This is a genomic window from Christiangramia sp. OXR-203 (genome assembly GCF_034372165.1).
Classification (GTDB): domain Bacteria; phylum Bacteroidota; class Bacteroidia; order Flavobacteriales; family Flavobacteriaceae; genus Christiangramia.
In genome coordinates this window covers 1,963,245-1,983,812 of sequence record NZ_CP139698.1, presented here as the reverse complement: position 1 = coordinate 1,983,812, position 20,568 = coordinate 1,963,245, and the positions used below count along the sequence as shown (strand labels likewise).

Annotated in this window: 20 protein-coding genes; 9 read left to right on the top strand and 11 right to left on the bottom strand. The window is 35.5% G+C overall.

Annotation, left to right across the window (positions count from 1 at the left end; genetic code table 11):
* Positions 1 to 11 precede the first annotated feature (11 nt).
* From T8I65_RS09025 to T8I65_RS09000, 6 genes are all read right to left on the bottom strand, one after another.
* Positions 12 to 626, bottom strand: coding sequence for a conjugal transfer protein TraK (locus T8I65_RS09025; protein WP_322300380.1), 615 nt, complete (start codon positions 624 to 626; stop codon positions 12 to 14).
* Positions 627 to 692: 66 nt separating this feature from the next.
* Entirely contained in the window at positions 693 to 1,538 is an 846-nt protein-coding gene (locus tag T8I65_RS09020) for a hypothetical protein (protein ID WP_322300379.1), read from the bottom strand.
* The gene (locus T8I65_RS09015) at positions 1,538 to 2,119 is read right to left on the bottom strand and encodes a conjugal transfer protein (protein WP_322300378.1); all 582 of its coding nucleotides are present in this window, start codon (positions 2,117 to 2,119) and stop codon (positions 1,538 to 1,540) included. The genes T8I65_RS09020 and T8I65_RS09015 overlap by 1 nt, the downstream gene beginning before the upstream one ends.
* On the bottom strand, positions 2,116 to 4,530 hold the full coding sequence (locus T8I65_RS09010) for a TraG family conjugative transposon ATPase (RefSeq protein ID WP_322300377.1): 2,415 nt from the start codon (positions 4,528 to 4,530) through the stop codon (positions 2,116 to 2,118). The genes T8I65_RS09015 and T8I65_RS09010 overlap by 4 nt, the downstream gene beginning before the upstream one ends.
* A complete protein-coding gene (locus tag T8I65_RS09005; protein WP_322300376.1) occupies positions 4,517 to 4,801 on the bottom strand; it encodes a hypothetical protein in 285 nt (94 codons plus the stop codon). The genes T8I65_RS09010 and T8I65_RS09005 overlap by 14 nt, the downstream gene beginning before the upstream one ends.
* A gap of 29 nt (positions 4,802 to 4,830) precedes the next feature.
* A complete protein-coding gene (locus T8I65_RS09000; protein WP_322300375.1) occupies positions 4,831 to 5,118 on the bottom strand; it encodes a hypothetical protein in 288 nt (95 codons plus the stop codon).
* A gap of 357 nt (positions 5,119 to 5,475) precedes the next feature.
* Here T8I65_RS09000 and T8I65_RS08995 point away from each other — a divergent pair, with 357 nt between their 5' ends.
* The 6 genes from T8I65_RS08995 (at position 5,476) to T8I65_RS08970 (ending at position 13,135) form a co-directional block, all read left to right on the top strand.
* Complete coding sequence (locus T8I65_RS08995; RefSeq protein ID WP_322300374.1) at positions 5,476 to 5,721, top strand: N-acetylmuramoyl-L-alanine amidase; 246 nt, start codon at positions 5,476 to 5,478, stop codon at positions 5,719 to 5,721.
* Positions 5,722 to 6,116: 395 nt separating this feature from the next.
* The gene (locus T8I65_RS08990) at positions 6,117 to 8,018 is read left to right on the top strand and encodes an SIS domain-containing protein (protein ID WP_322300373.1); all 1,902 of its coding nucleotides are present in this window, start codon (positions 6,117 to 6,119) and stop codon (positions 8,016 to 8,018) included.
* Entirely contained in the window at positions 8,015 to 9,103 is a 1,089-nt protein-coding gene (locus tag T8I65_RS08985) for a hypothetical protein (protein ID WP_322300372.1), read from the top strand. Before T8I65_RS08990 ends, T8I65_RS08985 begins: the two co-directional genes overlap by 4 nt.
* Entirely contained in the window at positions 9,103 to 10,986 is a 1,884-nt protein-coding gene (locus T8I65_RS08980) for a hypothetical protein (protein WP_322300371.1), read from the top strand. The genes T8I65_RS08985 and T8I65_RS08980 overlap by 1 nt, the downstream gene beginning before the upstream one ends.
* Positions 10,971 to 12,107 (top strand): hypothetical protein, encoded by a 1,137-nt coding sequence (locus T8I65_RS08975; RefSeq protein ID WP_322300370.1) that lies wholly within the window; start codon positions 10,971 to 10,973, stop codon positions 12,105 to 12,107. The genes T8I65_RS08980 and T8I65_RS08975 overlap by 16 nt, the downstream gene beginning before the upstream one ends.
* 8 nt (positions 12,108 to 12,115) lie before the next feature.
* On the top strand, positions 12,116 to 13,135 hold the full coding sequence (locus T8I65_RS08970; protein WP_322300369.1) for a PfkB family carbohydrate kinase: 1,020 nt from the start codon (positions 12,116 to 12,118) through the stop codon (positions 13,133 to 13,135).
* Positions 13,136 to 13,141: 6 nt separating this feature from the next.
* On the opposite strand, the gene T8I65_RS08965 is transcribed toward T8I65_RS08970, so the two are convergent.
* The 5 genes from T8I65_RS08965 to T8I65_RS08945 all read right to left on the bottom strand — a co-directional run bounded on the left by T8I65_RS08965 (position 13,142) and on the right by T8I65_RS08945 (position 18,447).
* Complete coding sequence (locus tag T8I65_RS08965; RefSeq protein ID WP_322300368.1) at positions 13,142 to 13,798, bottom strand: ATPase; 657 nt, start codon at positions 13,796 to 13,798, stop codon at positions 13,142 to 13,144.
* Positions 13,782 to 14,534 carry a hypothetical protein gene (locus T8I65_RS08960; protein WP_322300367.1) on the bottom strand — a complete coding sequence of 251 codons (753 nt, stop codon included), beginning with the start codon at positions 14,532 to 14,534 and terminating at the stop codon, positions 13,782 to 13,784. Before T8I65_RS08960 ends, T8I65_RS08965 begins: the two co-directional genes overlap by 17 nt.
* Before the next feature lie 3 nt (positions 14,535 to 14,537).
* On the bottom strand, positions 14,538 to 14,822 hold the full coding sequence (locus T8I65_RS08955; protein ID WP_089663749.1) for a helix-turn-helix domain-containing protein: 285 nt from the start codon (positions 14,820 to 14,822) through the stop codon (positions 14,538 to 14,540).
* A 282-nt stretch (positions 14,823 to 15,104) separates the two neighbouring features.
* Positions 15,105 to 15,938 carry an RteC domain-containing protein gene (locus T8I65_RS08950; RefSeq protein WP_322300366.1) on the bottom strand — a complete coding sequence of 278 codons (834 nt, stop codon included), beginning with the start codon at positions 15,936 to 15,938 and terminating at the stop codon, positions 15,105 to 15,107.
* A 100-nt stretch (positions 15,939 to 16,038) separates the two neighbouring features.
* Positions 16,039 to 18,447 (bottom strand): aminotransferase class I/II-fold pyridoxal phosphate-dependent enzyme, encoded by a 2,409-nt coding sequence (locus tag T8I65_RS08945; protein ID WP_322300365.1) that lies wholly within the window; start codon positions 18,445 to 18,447, stop codon positions 16,039 to 16,041.
* A gap of 224 nt (positions 18,448 to 18,671) precedes the next feature.
* On the opposite strand from T8I65_RS08945, the gene T8I65_RS08940 reads away from it, so the two are divergent.
* The 3 genes from T8I65_RS08940 to T8I65_RS08930 all read left to right on the top strand — a co-directional run bounded on the left by T8I65_RS08940 (position 18,672) and on the right by T8I65_RS08930 (position 20,503).
* Positions 18,672 to 19,040: a hypothetical protein gene (locus T8I65_RS08940; protein ID WP_322300364.1), complete on the top strand. Its 369-nt coding sequence runs from the start codon at positions 18,672 to 18,674 to the stop codon at positions 19,038 to 19,040.
* A gap of 20 nt (positions 19,041 to 19,060) precedes the next feature.
* Entirely contained in the window at positions 19,061 to 19,984 is a 924-nt protein-coding gene (locus tag T8I65_RS08935) for an AraC family transcriptional regulator (protein ID WP_322300363.1), read from the top strand.
* Positions 19,985 to 20,218: 234 nt separating this feature from the next.
* Positions 20,219 to 20,503 (top strand): DUF6520 family protein, encoded by a 285-nt coding sequence (locus T8I65_RS08930; RefSeq protein ID WP_322300362.1) that lies wholly within the window; start codon positions 20,219 to 20,221, stop codon positions 20,501 to 20,503.
* Positions 20,504 to 20,568: the final 65 nt, after the last annotated feature.

The window sequence follows — 20,568 nt, the reverse complement described above, 5'->3', positions numbered from 1 at the left end:
CATAATATGCTTTAAGATTCAGGAACGATTTTTCTTAGGCTGTTTTCAAAGTAATCCGTGATCAGGAGGCCATGTGGATTATTTGGAAAATGCCGGTCTACCGTTATAAGTTTTCCTGTGGAAATAAGTTCATAAGTGTCCACAATAGAGCCTCGGTTGATTTCAAAAATGGTTTTGGTTCTAAACCTGTACTGATCATCCATTTCTTCGATGTCCGATTCGATACTGATGACCTTCTGTACTAATGAATACTGAAGCAGGCGATTATAAACTCCATCGGCCTTTTTCTGACGATATAGATCGGCAACAGAACTATTACCCAGCCATAAGGCCTTTTCCAGGTTCTTCTCATAATTGGTGGCGTCAATACCATAGAAGTAGGTGTGGAACAAATTCAGATGTGCTAATGCTTCCACCTGGAAATTTTCTTTTTGGGTGACTAGCTTTAATGGAATAATACTCCCGTCATTGTTAATGGCAAAAGCAGAGTTCAACGCTTTTTTATTCGTTGTGAAGGTGACCCAGAGGGCAAATGCACTAAATATTTGTGCGCTTATAACAATAGCTAATACTATAAATCGGTTGAGCTTTAAGACTGTATAAATATCTTTATAAGGAGTTTTCATAGTTTTTGTGTTTAGTGTTTTTGCATCTGCTTATTCTGATCTATCTTTTCCATAACTGGCAAAGGTTTAGCTGGTGAATAATCTCAGGGTAAAGGAGATGGCGCGGTGGTATAATTTGAATTTTAAAAAGACGATAAAACCAATTGATCCCAGTTCCACCACCGGAGCAAAGAAATTACTCCCGAAATCGGTTCCGAAAAGGTTCTGCCAGAAGTTAGTATTAATCTCCGTATAGAGCGCGTTAATAAATACATTGACCAGAAAAAAAGCCGGTACAAGCATATATACTCCCGCATATAATCTGAAAAAGCTATAGGCCATCGAACGGAACTTCTCAAATACCGAAAGACTAAGGATCAAAGGAAAGAAAGCCTGCATGATTCCTAGTATGAAATAGCGCTCCGCAAGGAAAAGGGGATAAATGAACAGATCCAGGATCCATAAAAACAGGCTGATCAGAAAGGCAAAAGTTTTAAAACCATATAATGGAGTGACCAGTGCTTCATATAGTAAGGCCATGGCTTTGCGCATAGCATCCAGTGCGGAAACATCTTCTTCAATCGGGATTTCCTGCATTTGTAAGGGGAGGAGGGCAGGAGCAGTTTCACGGTATTGGTTCTCTATGGCTACCAGGATTTCATCAAAAAATCCTAAAATCTGAGTAGAGAAAATAACCAGCAATACCACGGCAAAATTCTTAGCCAGTTCACCAGGACTAAGCCCCCACGTATATCCATCCTTTTCCGCTACACCCTCATTATATTCCTTCAGAATATTCACCAGGAAAAATAAAACAGCTAAGGTTTTCATTCCTACTATAGTGTATTGCGAGAACTCACTACTCTGAATCGTCTGGAACACAGTATCAATATATTCCAGACCTACTGCGGATATGATGGCACCAGCTGTCATTAATAAGTAGTTTCCCGGTTATTGATCCTGTCCTGCATCTTCCTAAATGATATGATGTCCTGGTAACGCCTGGTTTTCAAGCGCACATCATTCACCATTTCCTGGCTTTCCAGTTCTTTTTGTTTTAATACCTCGGCCCGTTCTGCATCACTCATTTTTAAATGGTCACTGGATAAGATCTCATCGATAAAATCCATGGTTGCCAGGGAATTTTCTACTACTGCATCAAAGGATTCTGTGACCCTGATTACTTCATCGGGTTCGATATACGGAGAATCCAGAATGTCTCGAAGGTCATTCTGCATGACGCTGATCAATCGCTGATTATTTCGTCCGATCTCCCGAACAGCCTGTAGATCCTGAATGACACTATTGACCTTTTCTATATTCTCTTTTTGAGCCTTTAGAAAATTAACCGTCTTTACCAGATTGGCTGTCTGTTTTGCAGATTCTACAAGGGATTTTACCAGACTGATAAAATTGGTATTATCATAAACGGGCATTCCCTGGCACGCAGCGCGTGCAGGCAATAAAAAGGCTATAGCCATTACTACAATCAAAATTTGAGTTTGCTTTTTCATGATTTCCTGGTTTTAGGATTAATAAATTCTGTAATTGCTTTTTCCATGGAGTTATGTTGGTCATACAGCGCCATGATGGTATCATTTTCTGACCCGTCAGTCAGATATGCCGCATAAACTTCCATGGGTACTTCGAGCCGGAACACATTGCTTTGTTTTCCAATCTTTATAAAGATCTCTGTGTACTTTCTGGAACCGGTAAGGTTGTTCTTTATAGATCTTAATTGGTTGAGATCGTGTGTAGAAAGACTTAAGCGTCTTACCAGCTCTTCATATCCTTTTTCGTTATGGAGGCTGTAAATCACCTGTGTGTTCTCCAGGATACTCGCCGAAGTGGAATTATTGGGAAGCTGGTTGATCGATTGTAAAATGATTCCAATAGCACCATTCTGTTTACGGATAGCCTGGTAATAAAATTCCACGCTCTCCAGTACGTTTTCAAATTTTAGTTGTTTGGCAAATTCATCAAAAAGTATGATTCCTTTTTCCGAACGATTCTTCCATATGGTTCTTTGTATAGCCGACTTGATCAGCTTCAACATTACCGAAAGAATTTCCTTGTTATCCTTTACTTCATCCAGTTCAAAAACGATCAAACGTTTATCCTCGATTTTATAGGTCTGATCTTCGCTGACTTCAAATAGAAAACTATATAGACCATCACCAACATACTCCGACATGATATGTAAGAAGTTTGTAATGTTGAAGTAGTCGGGATGGATTTTGAGTTTGCTCAACAACTCTTTTTGGTTGATTTCGATGAAGTGATAAAAGCTATCTAAAGAATGATTCTCAGATGTGTTTATATAATAGTGGCTTAAAATCTTTTTAATTGATACGGACTGAGCCTTGGTTACTTTCAGATCAGAGCCGAATAGTTCGAATAAGAACACCGATAAATCTTCCAGACGTTCCGGGCTTAGATCATTTTTATTATTGATGTAGAAAGGATTGATACCTAGACTCTTTCCACTCTCATAGCGAAGCACAGTATATTGTCCCGGATATAGTTTGGCAAATTTGGTGTAGGATCCTCCCAGGTCAATAATGACCAGGCGTATCCCACTTTCAAAATATTGTCTCAGGATGTTGTTAGCCAAAAAAGACTTGCCTTCACCCGTTGGGGCAAAAATGGCAAAATTCCGTGCCTTGATCCGTTTCTTTTTCTCGTCCCAAACATCTTTAAGTACAGGGATGTTATGTTCCCGGTCATTAAAGATGATACCTGTAGGATCAGACTTATAATTGGTATTATTAATAAACAGGCACAGGGCATGTTTTAGGTCTGTCACATATAGATCTTCATTGGAGAAATTGGACGAAAAACAGCAATAACTGTTTAGTATATAATTTTTACGTTCTTCACCTCCAGGGTAATAGGGTAGAATGTCAAGCTCTTTGAATTCGGTCTTTATTTTGGAAGCAATCCTATCCAGATTTTTAGCTTCCCGATCCCAATAGATGATGTTTAGATGACCGCGTATGATTCTGGAATTTTCGTCCCCGTTGATCCGATCAAGGGTATCCTGTATTTTCCCCAGTACTATTTTGTTTTGAGATCCGAAATTGGAACTCTTTTTTAATTCCTCAACTTTTTTATCCAGCAGCCTGCGCCATTTATGTTTATCGTCCAGGTATATGATCTGGTTTATCATATGATTTTCATTCAGGGTGAGCCCTAAACCATCAATAAATCCCTGATGGAATACAAAATCGTCTGAAGTGAAATTTTCATTGGTCTTGCTACTTTGAACACTTTCGCCAAAACATAGTTCGCTATTGATGGCCAGGGCGTCAAAATAATTTTCACCAATATTTATATTCCCTTTTTCTAATAGAATATCAGTATCAAAACCTTCATTGAAACCATTGAAATAACTGTTAGTCAGGTGCTCTATACATTTTCTTTCAAGTGGGAGGATATCTATTTTACGACTGTTATTGATAAATGATACCGAATCGCTCACTGCAGCTGTAAAGCTCTGTATAGTATCATCTAATTCCCTAACAATTGCTTTTGAGATATTTCTAAACGGATTGACATATTTGGAGTTATTAAGGGCTTTATTTTTGGGCAGGATAAAAAAGAGAAAACTGCGATGCTGCATATATCCTCTTCCTTTGAAATGATCATGGGTGGCTTTTTCTAAAAAGGATTTGCGTGGTAATTTCTCACACGAATAGGCTGTCTTTAAATAAATATCCTGCTTATGGACAACAGTTCCTACCGGTAGTGATTTAAGTGCCTGAAACCATGCTCCATGTATATCTTCAAAATCTTTTTCAGATAGGGAATATATCTCTGGTAAGATCACCTCATAACATAAAACCACATTACCATTATTGGCAAAAATGATATTGTCTCGAATATCTACAATAGGATTATGGGCTGATAGGTTAATCTTTTTCATAGTCGAAGCCGGAATTTTTTTTATTACTTATGATTTTTGGGAATACTTTGGCCACATGAAATACCTGAGGATTATTCACTGACCTGATCAAGGCGATGTATAAAACCGAATTGAAAAGGCATACCCCACTAATAATCCCAAAACTGAAAGAAAAGATGACGACCAGAAGTGAAGCTATTATGGATACCATCATCAGTGCGAACAGGGATAAAGGCAATCCAAAAATGATTGCCTTCTTTCTCATATTTCTATAGATCTCAAATTTTTTCATAACGTTTAGTTCCTTATTACTTCACGATCTTATACTACAATGGTGATCAGATAGGAAAAAATACCCACGACAGCGCCGGCAATGAGAACAAAGACCAGGACCCTGGTGATTCCTTTTTTGAGATCAGAATTTTCTCCAAAGAAATGACCAGCATTAAATAGAAATCCAATAAGGAAGATGACCCCCAGGATAATAGGGAAGATGCTCCTAATAGTATCAGAAACATCGTTAACGGAGTTTTCAATTCCTCCAATCTGTGCAAAGAGAGATGTTGAAAGCAGTGAAACTGCAGTTGCCAAATAGATTGATTTTTTCATAACGGAAAAGTTTAGATTTTTGATGTTGTTTTCGTTAAAGAAAAATTACACATAAATATTTTCAAATAATTGAAAATCAGATATTTGTGAATAAAATATTATTTGTTGTTATTTCAATTTCGTTGCTATTATTTGGTGTTAAATTCTATGAATATCAATGGGTAAGTTGTTGATAACCTGAAATTTGAAAATTTAGAAAACACTCAAAAACGTCAGCTTTATGATTTTGCTCCTGAAAATGTGTTTCATTTTCTGGCAGGGATCTCAGAATTAAAAAATAATAGTTATTGATCCCGGACACGGTGGAAAAGATTCCGGTGCCTTGGAATAAATGGTATTCAGGAAAAGGACACGGTCTTGGAGCTAAATGAGCAGAAGGATGCGCCATTAGTTATTTATTTGACTCGCTATAGTGATACCTTGATTTCATTGTCGGATAGAACTAAGCTGGCTAAGAGACTAAAGGCTGATATGTTTATTTCGCTGCATTGTAATCATTCGGACAATCGAAAAGCAAGAGGTATTGAAGTTTATGTGACTGTTGGTACTTCAAAATATTCAGATGATTCCACTCGGTTTGCTTTTCAGTTACAGATGACCTAAATAAGAAGCTGGATTTTGAAAGTAGGGGAGTGAAGTTTGGAAATTTTCAGGTAATTAGGGAAACGGTTTATTATTATCCCAGTGTCTTTTTAGAATCGGGGTTTTTGAGTAATTAGGAGGAGGCGGTTTACTACCAGACTTTTAAACCTTATAAAGCTCTAGCATTATTATTATTATTATTATTATTTGAAAGGTTAATTAAAATTTAGAGATTTATGAAAGAAATGAGTCTCAAACTATATCTAATCCGCAATCAATTTTGAGAATTCTATGAAAGGAATTTCAGGGGATTTTAATAATTCAGAAACAGGTTTTAAATAAATTTCAGCAAATGAGAAAAAGCTGTGGAATAATATTATATTGCAAATTCGCAAATTTTAATACTGTCATTTAAGATGGGTAAACCATTTACTGAAGAACTTAAACTAAATTATGACTTATTAAATTGGGTTTCAGAGCTTAATCTTGATGCACTAAAAAAATCAATAGAAAGTTGTCGAAATACCACTGTCTATATTATAGGTTCTGGTGGTTCTTTAAGTGCTTGTTATCTTCTTGAATTCTTATTTGAGCAAATTGGTGTCGTAGCGAAGTCTGTTACACCTTTGGAAGTAATGTATTCTAAAAAGAACTTTAGCGGCTCAAGTTTTTTCTTGGTCAGCTCAAGTGGAAAAAATAAGGATATTCTTTTTGCTTTTAAGAGCATTATCAAAGAAAATCCTAAGGCGTTGCATACAATTTGTATGGCGAAAGGTTCTCCTTTAAGCAAGCTATCCGATTTATATTCCAAAGCTAAAGTCTATGAGTATGAAATCCCAACAGGAAGAGATGGATTTTTGGCTACCAATTCCCTACTAGCATATTTTGCCATATTCACTAGGGTTTTCAGTGAGTTAAAAGCTTTAAATGTTCTCAAAGAAAATGTCAGGGATATTTCGAAAACCATAAAAGAATTTTCGGATAAAATTGATGCGAGTTACACTTTGTTTGTGTTATACAGCGGTTCAAGTAAATGTGTTGCAATGGATATTGAATCGAAATGCATTGAGGCTTCGCTTTGCGATTTGACTACCGCTGATTATCGAAATTTTGGACATGGAAGACATAATTGGTTTGACAAAAGACCGCAAAATTCCGCAATAGTTTTGCTCACCAATAATATTGACAGGTCACTTGCGGAAAAAACTATTAAGGTTCTACCAGAGGCGATACCTTCTATAATTATTGATAGTAAATGTCAGTTTCCTATGTCGAGCATAGACCAATTGTTGCAATCGTTTCGGCTAGTCCAGGAACTAGGCAAGAACGCAAATATCGATCCTGGCAGACCAGGTGTCCCTGAATTTGGCAGAAAATTATATAATCTCAGTTACTACTCTATATTTAAAGAAAAATTCTCTGTATCTACTAGGGCTTATAATTCAATTTATAGAAAAATAGGTGCTCTTGATATTGTCAACCCTAAATTACTGAAAGCCTGGAACAAAAACTATGAGAATTTTATCAAAAAAATTAAGAGTGAAAAACTTACTACAATCATATTTGACTTTGACGGTACATTATGTAGTAGCTTGAAACGATATGAAGGTGTAGATAATAAAATTAAGAGTAGACTAATTGAAATCCTGGAAAATGGATTTTTAGTTGGCATCTCAACAGGCAGAGGTAAATCTGCTAGAGAAAATCTGCAAACTTTTATCCCTGAAAAGTTTTATGACAATGTCTTTATCTCATATTATAATGGTTTTGAGATAGGTAGTTTGGGTCAAAATGAACTTCCAAACCTGAAGCAAGATGCCGAAGAGTCTATTTTAAAATCTTACGAAATTTTAAAATCCAAATTAAAGGGGTATGAGGCTTCTATAGAACTGCGTCCAGGTCAAATTACTATTGAGATAGAAAGTAAGAATAATGCCGTAAAACTAAAGTCCTATATAAGAGGAACAATATTAAGCCACGCAGACCTCAATGTACAAATATTAGAATCTGACCACTCAATTGATATAATTCCCAGAAACACATCAAAACTTTCAATAGTCAATTTCTGTAAACAGCAAGAAAAAACACTAGGGTTAAAAGGTAGTTATTTATGTATAGGGGATAAAGGGATGTGGCCAGGCAATGATTATAAGTTACTTGGGACAAGTTTATCACTTAGCGTTGACGAAGTTTCTTTAGAGAGAGACACCTGTTGGAATTTAGCCAGTTTGGGATTAAGTAATGTAGAGGCTACTGAAGAATATCTTAGTAAAATTCGTTTCTACAAAAATCATATGAAATTCGAAATCAATAAATGAGGCAGAGATTAGCAGAAAAATTGTTGCTTAAAATAATGCAATGGGATGTAGATGAAGTTCAGGTTGAAAGACCTATGCTACAAGCAATATCTAATTTTAAATATGATGAATACAGACAATTCTCACCTGGAATGCTTTTTTTAGGTAGTCTTACCAGTTGGTTACGACAATTCAAAACTATAGAGGAAAGAAAGGTCGCCTATAATTTCGTTAAGACACAACTTGTTTTTATATCTGAGAACCAAATTCAGCAACTTGTGTCTTTAGCTTTTTCCGATGCGGTACAACCATTTTTGTTCACAAAAACAGGTTATGAACTAAATATCGACCATTTCAAAATAAATGAAATTTATCATAGCGATGAATATAAGAGCAATAAAAGGAAAACACTATTTATTGGTCTTAGTGACGGTTCCAGAATCGATTATTTTAGAAGAATGAGTGGGTTGAATAACGAACAGGTTTTTTCCACTTACTATATTTCAGAAGAAAAATCTGCTGACCTTCAAAAAGAATTAAAGAAAGATGGGCACGAGAAATTTAGTTCTATATTTCTCATAGATGATTTTACAGCTAGCGGTAAAAGTTATTTTAGATTGGAAGCTGATAAATACAAAGGCAAGATTTTTAAGTTTATTGACTTTTTATTGCATCCAGAAAACTACAAAGATAATTCTTTACAAGAATTGATCAGTATTGATTCCTTAGAGATAAATGTACTGTTTTACATTGCTACGGAAGAAGCTAAAGAATATTTGGAGAAGTCTATTGCGGAATGGAAAGAAGAAAATAAAAGTTCAATAACCATAAACATAAGTGTAATTCAAATAATTCCCAATTCGATTAAAAAGGGAATCGCAGAGGATAAGGCATTCAATAAATTGATGAAAGAATATTTTGACGATAGCATCATAGATTTACATTACAAAAAAGGCAAGTGTGATAAGCCATATTTAGGCTTTAATGAATGTTCTTTGCCGTTAGTATTGAACCATAATACACCCAATAATTCTATACCTATTTTGTGGTTTCCTGACGATAAAGAATATAGAGGTTTATTTCCTAGGATAACAAGGCATTTCTAATGAGCAATAAATTAAGAAATCCTTTCAAAATGAGAGCATCTGAAAAAATAGAATCAGATGTTAATTTCCTGCGCCTATTCAGCCCGGAAGTATTAAACGTACTTATTGAGCAGCAAAAGGAACAGAATCTATGGGGCAACGTACTATTTATAAGAAGTTCAGCAGGTGCAGGCAAAACATCATTGTTGAGAATATTTGAGCCTGGTTTATTGTCTCTAGTTCATAATCACAAGGGCAATTCAGATTACAAAGAAACGCATTCTAAATTGAAAATGCTTGGAGTAATTGATAACAAAAAGGTTTTAGCCCTCGGTGTATTGATTAAATGCACAAGAAATTATGAATTGCTAGAAGAAATCGATATCAACCCACATCACAAGAAAAGGTTGTTCTATGCACTATTGAATTCAAGATTAATTTTGGCAACCCTAAAAAGGGTAACAGAACTAAAAAGTCTGAACTTCCCTGACGATTTGGACCAAATTACTTTTGAATATAAGGACAACCACAATTACTTTAAAAAAATTAATCTGCCCTGCACGGGGGAAGATCTTTTTAATTGGGCATCAAATCTTGAGGTTGAAATATATGAGGTCTTAGATAGCTTCTTGACAGTTGATTATGATTCCATAGAGGGTCACGATGAGTTATTTTCAATCTATTCCTTGAATCCGGAACACATCAAGTTCAATGGAGAGCAAGTTGCGGAGAAAATAATTTTTATGATTGACGATGCGCACAAATTATCTAAAAATCAGCGAAAATCTCTCTTCGAATATGTAACAGAACAGCGACAGTATTGTAGCGTATGGATTTCTGAAAGGTTAGTAAAGATTGAAGATTTCAGTTCGTTTTTAAACAGGGATTATAATGAAATTAACCTTGAGAGTTTTTGGAGCAGCAATACAGCCAAATTTAACAAAGCGCTTTTACAGATATCGCTGAGTAGGGCAAGTTATTCTACAGAAGGTATAACGTCATTTAGAGAATATTTGAGTGATTTTATAGAGACCAGTACTTACAAAAACAAATTAAGTACAGCGATTAATAAATCGATTACAGAACTTTTTAAAGTTTCGTCTTTCAATTCAAAATTTAGTGAATGGGTAGATTACCTCGTTAATGAAGTTGGTGAAGAAATTACACCGGAAAGGGCATACCTAATCAGGAAGGCCATATTATTAATCCATAGAGACGAAAACAAGAATCAACTCGATTTTAACTTTTCACTCTCTAAGGAACAGCTCTTGGAAGGGAATAATGAATTAATTAGTGTAGGTAAATTGTTTTTAAACAGGTATGATAAGATACCTTACTATTACGGTTTTTCGAATCTTTCGAAAATTTCAAGTAATAACATTGAACAATTTTTATCATTTTCGGCCGAAATATTTGAGGGGATATTATCCAATTCAATAGCTGGAAAAAACCCGTCCTTAACAGCTGAGCGTCAAGAAAAAATCATAAAAAAGGTTGTAGCTCAAAAATGGGATGAATTGGATATACTTTTACCTAACTCGCTAGAGGTAAAAAGGTTTTTAAATAATTTAGGTAGGTTTCTACAGTCAAAAACTTTTTCAGATACCGCATCGTATGCACCAGGCATAACAGGATTTGCTATTCATCAAAAATCGACGCTTCAACTCATAAAAGATGAAGATTGGGAAGAGAGTGAATTCTATGACCCCTTGAGGGATGTTATAAAAACGTGCTTGGCTTATAATCTGTTTGAAGTTCAAAAAGTTATACAGGGAAAAAAAGGCCAGCAATGGGATATTTATTATCTAAATAGGTGGCTTTGTGTCATGTACAATTTACCTCTTCAGTTTGGAGGTTGGAATAAAATAAAACCTAATGAACTATTAAGATGGATAAAAAAGTAGCAGAATCTTCAAACCTTCGTTGGGATCCTTATATCTTCTTCAAAAACGACCAGTGTAATACTTTTTTTAAGAAGCATTTTTTAAAAAATGGAAACAATAGAAAGATACTGTTTATTTTAGGATTGGGTTTTGATCCCAGAATGAATTTCGGTATCAAGGAGCTAAATAACGAAGTAGATCCTCTAGAAATCGAAGTTATTCTTTTAAAATTCAGACAAGAAAAAAATAAGCATTCCAAGAAGTATAAAGCTTTAACGGATTCAAATTTAGCAGAGATCAGATCACTAAAAAATGTAAACATAACTGAAATTCAGCTTCAGGATATAGGTAAGAAAAGGGAAATAGAGGCTGCTAAGTTTTTTACAAAACAACTAATATCTGATTACACAGATATTTTTCTAGATATAAGTTCGCTGCCCAGAAGCATATATTTTTCAACTACTGGTAAAATTTTAAGTCTAATAGATAATTTACAATGTGATAGTATTATAAATTTTTTCATTGCAACTACCGAAAACGCCGAAATTGATTCGATGATAACAGAGGTAGGGATAAATAATGATTTAGAGTATCAACACGGTTTTGGTGGCCAAATAGAAGTTGTTTCAAAAAGCATCCCTAAGATTTGGTTTCCTCTTACGGGAGAGGGAAAAACAAATCAGTTTAGAAGTGCTAATCAGTTCATTGAGCCGGCAGAAATATGTCCTTTGTTGCCATTCCCTTCCAAAGACTTAAGGCGGTCTGATAATATTTATATTGAGAATCACGATTTATTCTTTAATGAGTTACAAATTGAGTCTCAAAATATTATGTACGTACCGGAACAAAATCCTTTTGAGGCTTACAAGAAAATAATCAAAGCAGCTGATAACTACAACAAGACTTTGAGTGAGCTAGGCGGCTGCAAAGCTATTATATCGAGTTTTTCCAGTAAGCTTTTATCCATAGGAGCAATTTTAGCAGCTTACGAGTACAAGAATAAAAAGAAGAAACTCAGTATTGGTATCCTAAATGTAAATTCTATGGACTACAAAATTGAATACGAAAATGAATTAAAATATACCGTAAAAAAAAGTGAACTTTTCGTAAATTGGCTAACGGGAATTCCATACCAAAATTAAATTTTTAGATGAATAACAATGTTTGTGTTGGCACTGGTTTAGTGGCACTTGATATAATTTTAAATGATAATAAAAAGACAGAACCTCTTATTACAGCCGGGGGTTCCTGCGGAAATGTGCTGACCATCTTATCCTTTTTAGGCTGGAATAGTTATCCAATAGCAAGATTGGACGAAAGTGAGGCAACTCAGCTTATTTTGGAAGACCTCGCCAAAAATAATGTTAACACTTCATTAATATCTAAAAAAGAGGATGGAAGTGCGCCAATAATTATTCATAGGATCCTCACGGATAGAAATGGAAATCCTAAGCATAGATTTGAATTCAGAAGTCCAAAGACAGGAAAATGGTTTCCCAATTTTAAACCAGTGCTTAATAAGAGCGTTAATGATTTAGAACCAAGATTACCATCAGCAGATTTTTATTATTTCGATAGACTTAATCGATCCTCTATTGAGTTAGCTAAAATCAATAAAAAGAATGGTGCCACAATTTTCTTTGAACCATCTTCAATTGGTAATGAAAAAATGTTTGCAGAAGCTTTAGCAATATCTGATATTATCAAAGTTTCAAATGAAAGAATTTCGGATTACAAAGATAAATTTCAAAAAACCAATATTACTTTAGAGATAATAACTCTTGGTGAAGAGGGACTAGATTACAGATTTAAAAACGGTAAATGGATTCATTCTGAACCAATCAATATAGATGGATTGATAGACTCAGCTGGCGCAGGAGATTGGTGTTCTGCGGGAATCATTGAAAAATTATCGGGAATGGAAAAGTCTATTGATAAGCTCAATTACGATGAAATATCTTGTTGCCTGAATTATGGACAAAAGTTAGGTGCGATTAATTGTCTCTATGTCGGAGCTAGAGGATTAATGGATTATATTGATGAGAAAGAATTAGATAAGTTGACGGATATACTAGGGAAAGAATCTGAATTATTCATTGACTATACGAAGAGTGTGATTGCTAAAGAAAAATCAAATACCAATCAAGAATTTTTAAAAGAACTTGTTTAGATACTTTTACTTTCTCTTATCCCCAGCCTTCTCATCAAAAGCAATCAAATTAAACAATTCCCTCATCCTGCTGCGTACTCTATTTCCATAGCGCTCTTCCAACTCCTCTGCATTTAAATTAGTAGTAGCATGGGTTTTCAGTTTGGTTTCAAGAAAAAGATCATAACGGGAGAGCAGGATTTCCCCGATTACATTACAATCTTTTCCATAATGCCGCCCCATAGGTTCTACACCCATATCATCAAAACAGAAAAAACTACTTTCTCCATAATCTTCTATGGTTTTATATCCCAAATGATTGAAGGCAAAAACAATATTCCGGCAGGGCATCACAACATATTTTCGTTGGTGTGGCACTAAAAAATGTAAGAGTTTCATAAGACTTGTTTTACCACATCCCACGGGACCGGTAAGTAAGAGTCCCTTATCTATGTCAATATCAAATTTTTTGCAATTTTCCTTATCCTTGATGAAGTAGGAGCATAGCTTTAATAAGATCTCTTTATCCTTCTTGTAAATTTTAAACTTTTCTCCAAAGAGGAGCTTACCTTTCGCATTCAGGTACACCAGGATTTTCGGAAAATCATACTGCACGGATTTTCCATCAAACCTGCCTAAAGAATATTCTACGCCGCCTTCGATTATTTTAGAGGGGTTGTGCATAATCTTTGGTTTTAGTGGTCTTGAGGTTGTCCTGATTATGGGACGCTTCCTTTTTTATTTCCTTGTTATCTTCGTTGAATAATTCGGTTCTATCCATCCAGTGGATCGCTAAGGCTTGCCAGTCCCTTACCTCGTTTCCATCACTTGTTTTCCAATTATTGGAGTGGTAATGATCAAAGAATTTTTTTCCTTCATCAGCATTAAATCCTTTTTCTTCAAAAAAAATTAAAACGGCCTGCCTGCCCTTTGGCTGTTTATGAATGTTTATTTGTTTAGTATTGTTTATATAAGGTACCAATGCTTGTCCACTGGCGGGACGGTGCGGGTCTGCAGCTTGTCCATTGATGGGATGGTGCTGGTACACAACTGGTTCATCTTTGGGACAGTACTGTTCCGCAAGCTGTTCCAATATGGGATCGTAGTCTCCTGTAACTGGTTCATCAGTTGTCCCTATAATGGCCATCCTAATTTTACTTCCTTTATACGGATTATTGGAAGGGAAATAAGAGAGGTAATTCCATGAATCAAGGTCTGTGATACAACGATGATAGGTAGATTTAGAGCCTATCTTGGCCACGCGCATCAGTTCCCTACGGTTTACAAAAAATACATCTGCAAACCGGCTACTATTCCATTCCTGAAATAAGGCCATATACAGGCTAATGTGGGTTGGGTTTAGGCGCTCGTCAAAAAAGAATTTCTCAAAAGCCGCGTTGAGTTGCTTAATATAATTCATCCTTTATAGATCAAAATTGTGTTTAACTCTGTTTTCATCCATCACCCGATGGATCTCCTGGACATCATAGTAAATGATCCCACCCACCTTGGTATAGGGCAACGTACCATTGATTCGAAGATTTTGTAAAGTTCCCGGGCTGATTTGAAGCAGATCCATAACCTCAGAGGATTTAAGATAGCGTTTCAGTGTCCCGGAATTTTGTTTGGAAAGAAGGGTTTTTAATTCTTCGAGTAATTCCATTTTGAATTCTCGAAGATCGTCTGTGGTAATAATACTTGTTGGCATAATAGAACATTTTTAATAGAAAGGGACTACCAAATGGTTAAAGCTTTTTAATTGATAGCCCCTATCATAGTTTGACTTTCGTTCTACTAAATTGGTACTGTTTGGTGGATATCTTTCCCTATGGGTTTCGTAGTTACGAGAAAATTTAACATTTAATATCTATTGCTATAGTATGGTCTTTTTTGAGGAAGTATTGCTTAGAATTATAAACCAAACTATTAGAAAATTGATTTTGTACGGCAATTCTTGGATTTTTCGTAGTAACTCGTAACTACGAAAAGTTCATTTTTCATCATCCTGGTTCATCTTAGCTTCCAAACGCAGGATAAGATTATGAAGATATTTTGCTCTGGGACCTTTTCGGGACTTTATTTCAGAGTAGGTTTTGTAGATGTTCTCCAGTTTGATATTGAAGAAATCCTCAAAAGAAGAAGTGATTGTGCTGATATCAACAGTACCATGGTTAAGATCTCCATTGGCGTATAAGGCATAGATAAGTTCTACCAGTGAAGTTTTTGACCCTGACCACAGCATGACCTTATGTTTTTTATCCATCAAACCACTTTGTTTTCCTGGTCGTAGAGTTTCCATTGCTTCTCTAATGAAATGGATGAGCCGATACATAGCCTGGATCTTTGCCCATAGCATATCATGAGAGCTTGAAAATTCAGGATACTGGTAGTAATTGATCATGGGAGTGAAAGGATAGTTCTTACGATGGTTCCTAGTAAAAAGCTGGTGATCCAGGTATTCATGCCCTTGTTCCATATATTGAACAAAATCATTGTTCTTATAAAAGAACTTATTGATCTTACGTAGTTCCTTTTCAAAAAATCTAAACTGAAAGTTTTTGCCTGCTTTAGGCTTTCGGGTTTCACAGGATCGCACCTCTGAGAAATAGATGAGATAACTCATGGGGCAGGGTTTGATTTTTTTAAAGAATTCGATCTCTTCCGGGGTATTTTCAAAATCCTCTTTTTCTACTATTTCTTTTAATTTAGAGAGGGTGTGATTTGAAATATCAATCCCTTTATCCGCTTTTTTTAAGGGATGGGGAATTGGAACCACCGTAGTATTTAAACTATTGTGAAACTCATGTATTACGTCATCAAACATCTTATTATTACCTTGAATCATTAAAAAATAGTGTGGTAACGGGATCTTCAAATCGTTTGGTTTTATAAAGACTAGGTAAGGACCGCGATTACAATATCAATTATGAAATTTCATTTCTCATCATATCCAATTGTTCTAACAGAAAATTATCGGAAGTTTGAATAAATGCCTGTTTTTCAATTATGGATGCACCAAATTTTCGTTTTTCAAAGGAGGCGCTGAAACCTAAATCTATATTCTGAAAGTTTAAGTTCTTAGCCCTTTTTATGGTCTGATGTAATAACTGACGATATACCTGATATTCCCTGGAATATTCATAATCCATTCCGATTAAATTGGGGACGTATATACCTTCTTTATTTTTGTAACAGAACATTACACCGGCTATCTGCTTTTCCTTCTTAAGCTTTAATTCGATGAACTCCCAGTTTGAATCGGATGCCATATTTTGAAATACTTTCTTCGGATAGGTAAAGGTGTTTAATCCGAAATTTTTTGATTTCACATTTTTATAGAGTTCATGATAGATATCAATTTTTTCAGGAGTAGGGGAGTCTAAAATTGATATATGGAACTTATCTTCAAACGGCAGTACCTCTTTTCTGAAATGTTTTCGAGACCTGGAGCTTAATGTTTCAATAAATTCTTCTTCACTATTCCAATTCAAATTATTAATTACACAGGAATCCGGCATGGAGACGGGAATGTAACCTTCCTTTTGAAACAGTTCTGCTAAGGCTGTTGATTTTGAAAAATCACGTAGTACGGACATTCCAGTTCCCAGTTTTTCTCCCAGTGTTTCGATTCTTAATAAGAGTTCTTTGATAGCTTCCTCAGATTGTGAATGCTTGTGGTCTACATACAAATGACTACCTTCGGTAAAGAGACATCCCATAGACAGTACTTTAGTGGTCATCGCATAGGGATTGGATTCCCTATCTTGCTCTATGGCTTTAGATACCGATTCAGGGGCAAGCATATCATTCTTCCATAAGCCACTTGTTAAAAATGTAGCTAACACTGGATCATCCTTCTGATCTTTAATTATGAAATAATGGAACTTCCAGTTATGCTCTTTCTGTTCATTATTGGAAAAACATTTTTCCAGAAATTGAAGACCATTTTTATTAAGCATATTTTGACTTCCAAGAAGTTTATTCCATAAATCTGTATCTATGTTCTCAATACTTTCGGCATAAATCACTGATATATTTGAATCTGATTTTTCTTTTATTGTAGTAGGCTTCACGTTTATATTAAAAGCTTTGCCAACCCTTTCCAAAGTGCTATTCGTTGCTTTCAATGCTTTTTCATAATGAAACTCCATGGCATCCACCAAGGCTTTTATATCTTCTAATTCATTGTGGTAGGAAATTGTAATTCTTACTCCAGTATTTTTCACAGGAACCGCTGGAAATAATCCCAGATTTACAAAGAATCCATCATCCAGCATTCGTTTTACAAAATTATAGCCGGTGGCGGGTAAGCCCGTACCAATATAAAAAACCGGGGAGTCGTTCTTTGAAATTAAGGGTAGGTTGGTTTTTGCAAGAAGATCATTAAAATAATTTATCCGGAGCTGTAGTGCCTTTTGTAGAGAATAAATCTCCGAAGAAAGATGAATGTCTGCCGAAGCACTTGCCGCAGCAACAGCGCTGGGTTCAAGTTGGGCAGAGAAGGTGAGGGGGCCACCAAAATTTTTAATTTTTCTAAAGAGTTTTCGATCTGGACAGACCAGTACCGCTCCTGAGGCTCCAAAGGTTTTGCTTAAAGTGCCAAATAGTAAAATATTTTCCGGTAGTCCTTTTAGGACTTCCATTACATAGCCACTACCGTTATGGCCCTTCCAGCTCATTCCATGCACATCATCAAAATACAAGTGCAGCTGAGGATATTTTTCACAAAGGGAGATAAGATCTTCTATGGGGGCATAATCACCATACATGGAATAAACCCCATCTGCCATATACCATATTTTTTTAACCTTCCCGGATAATCTCTTTATTCGGTCTTCAAGCATGTCCATGGAATTATGGCGAATTAGGCTTACAGGTATACCTCTAATTTTAAGGAATTGGGCCGCGTTTTGAACACTCCAGTGCACCTGGTGATCTAAGATTACCGCATCCTCATCCCTTACCGCAGTTGGTATAACCGCGATATGACCTAACGTACTGTTCTTGGTTATAAGAATTGGATTGTTGTAGATGGCTTCTATTTTCTCTTCTAACTCCGCATACAATGGATGAGAGATATAAGTCTTTGAAAGTGGAAATTGGGTGCCATATTTTTGAATAGCTTCTATGGCTGCATTTTTAAGACGCTGGTCTTGTTCGAGACCCAGATAGCCCGTGGTTCCAAAATGAAAGGATTCTATTCCATTAACTTTTATTTTCCGTCCGTTTAAACTCGGACCTTCAGCATGCAGGTGTAAGACTCCTGCATTTGTTGCATTGGTGATTACTTCATCTACGGTATCAAGAAAATTGTTGTGTCTTATTTTAGCCATAACTATAGATTTGAAAATTCTCATATTAAACTATGACAAAAAATTATTATAAATCTAACCGTTATTGGTAAAAGTCTTTTCAGAACAGTCATACGGCTTTTCATCCAAATGCAGGTAAAATCTATGTTTATAATTTTAAAACATGTTAAATGAAATCATTTAAGGTGTTCTGATAAGACTATTTATTTTTTATTATATATTAGTGATATCCAAAACTTTACGGGATGGTGGTGGATGGAACCTACGCGAAAATGTGGATCTCTGAGGGGATCTTATTCTTTGTCTATAAAGAAATTTATGAGATCAATAGGAGTATGGCCAGAGAGATCGTTAGTCAACGTTTGCAGCTGCAAAATGAAAATTCGTACCCTATATTTTGTGATCTAAGGGCCATTACCAATGCACAGAAGGAAGCCAGGGATTATCTCGCAATAGAAGGTGCCTTTATGACGACAGCTCTGGCTCTTCTGGTGAAAGATGATCATGCGATGGCTATTACTCAACTCTTTATAAAAACAAGCACCCCGGATTACCCTATGCGGGTATTTAAAGATAAAAAGAAGGCGCTTTTGTTTCTGCAGGACTATAAATAGTAATCTTTAATATAAGAATTATGGAATATGCATTCAACAATGAGGATAAAATGAGATTCAATTCTTTATATCAGCAAATCATAGAAATTGCCTGTGGTAACTTCATGTTTCGTCAGGAGCCTTCCGGCAGAAGAGATCCCATTGATACTGTTACCGTACTGCTGAATATGATGTCAGAGGAAATATATAATTTTTGTTTTGGAGCAAATCAGGAAATAAAGCAACCGGAAATACAATTTTCAATCTTTTTAGATAAGGATTTTTACATCACGTCATATTCTTCCAACACTCCTGAAATTTTGAAATGGAATCAGGACAAATTTGACTGCCCGGTTTCTGAAATTCTTTCAAAAAACTCGGAGAAAGCGCTGACGGACGAACTTGATTCAGCTACTGGAAAAATGTATCAGCAATTTATTCCTGTTGACTTCATTGTTGAAAATAAAGGATTACATAGATGTCCTTGCACTATTCAAAGGATGGTGGGAGTAGATCCCTCCTGTGCATATGTCATTACAGCTTTTCGTTTTACGAATGGTGAAGAACCTCTGAGAAAAGTAAGTAGTATAAGACATTCATTAAAATCAGGAAAAAAGGAAAGCGCTGCAACAAAAATTTTACTGAAACAAGTACGTCTTTATATCCTTAAAAATCTTCATACCGATCTTCCATCTCTTAGAGAATTAGGTCTTATTCATCGTACTAATAAAACGAAACTCAAAGAAGGATTTAAAAAAATGTATGGCACTACCATCCATAGGTTTCATATGGAAAAAAGGCTTGACAAAGGAGCACTCTTGATTAGAACTACGGAATTACCAATTTCCATAATTACTCAAAAATGCGGTTTTAAGGATCATTCTCATTTTTCCAAGAATTTCCGCAAACAATTTGGGCAGACACCTTCTCAATATAGAAGGGATTATCAACGGTCGATTTTATAATAGAATAGTTTAACGGCTTTAGCAACCATTTTCTTTGACAGGATTTGGTGAAATTTACTATTGTAAAATGCCAGAGTTATAAAAATTGAAATACTAAGATTTTTATTACTTCTTTACTTTTCAGTACCATGCTGGCTTTTACACCCAATGAAAGAAATTATAAAATCTTTTTGCGCAGAAAGTAGGAGAAGCCGAAAATCCTTGAAAGAGTAGGTGAATTTAAACTTTAATATTATGAAAAAGTTATTTTTAATTCCGATTATGGCGCTTCTGGTAGTATTAGGCATGTCCTTTACAAACTTGGGAAGCGAAATTGAAGAGCAACCTGAAGTTGTTGCCAATGACTATGTGAATGATAACGGTACCTGGAGAGCTGTTCCTGAACAAAACTGTACCGGTGGCAACGAAGTTTGTCGAGTTCAGTTTGGTGCCGGTGGACCGATCTATGATCTTTATGACGAGATGGATCTGTCTACCAAAAAGGATCAAAGTGATGGCACCATAATAATTCTTCAATAGAAATTGATAAAAAAGCCTATCGGTTATTTAGCCGGTAGGCTTTTATTTATTTTTCCCCTTTCTGG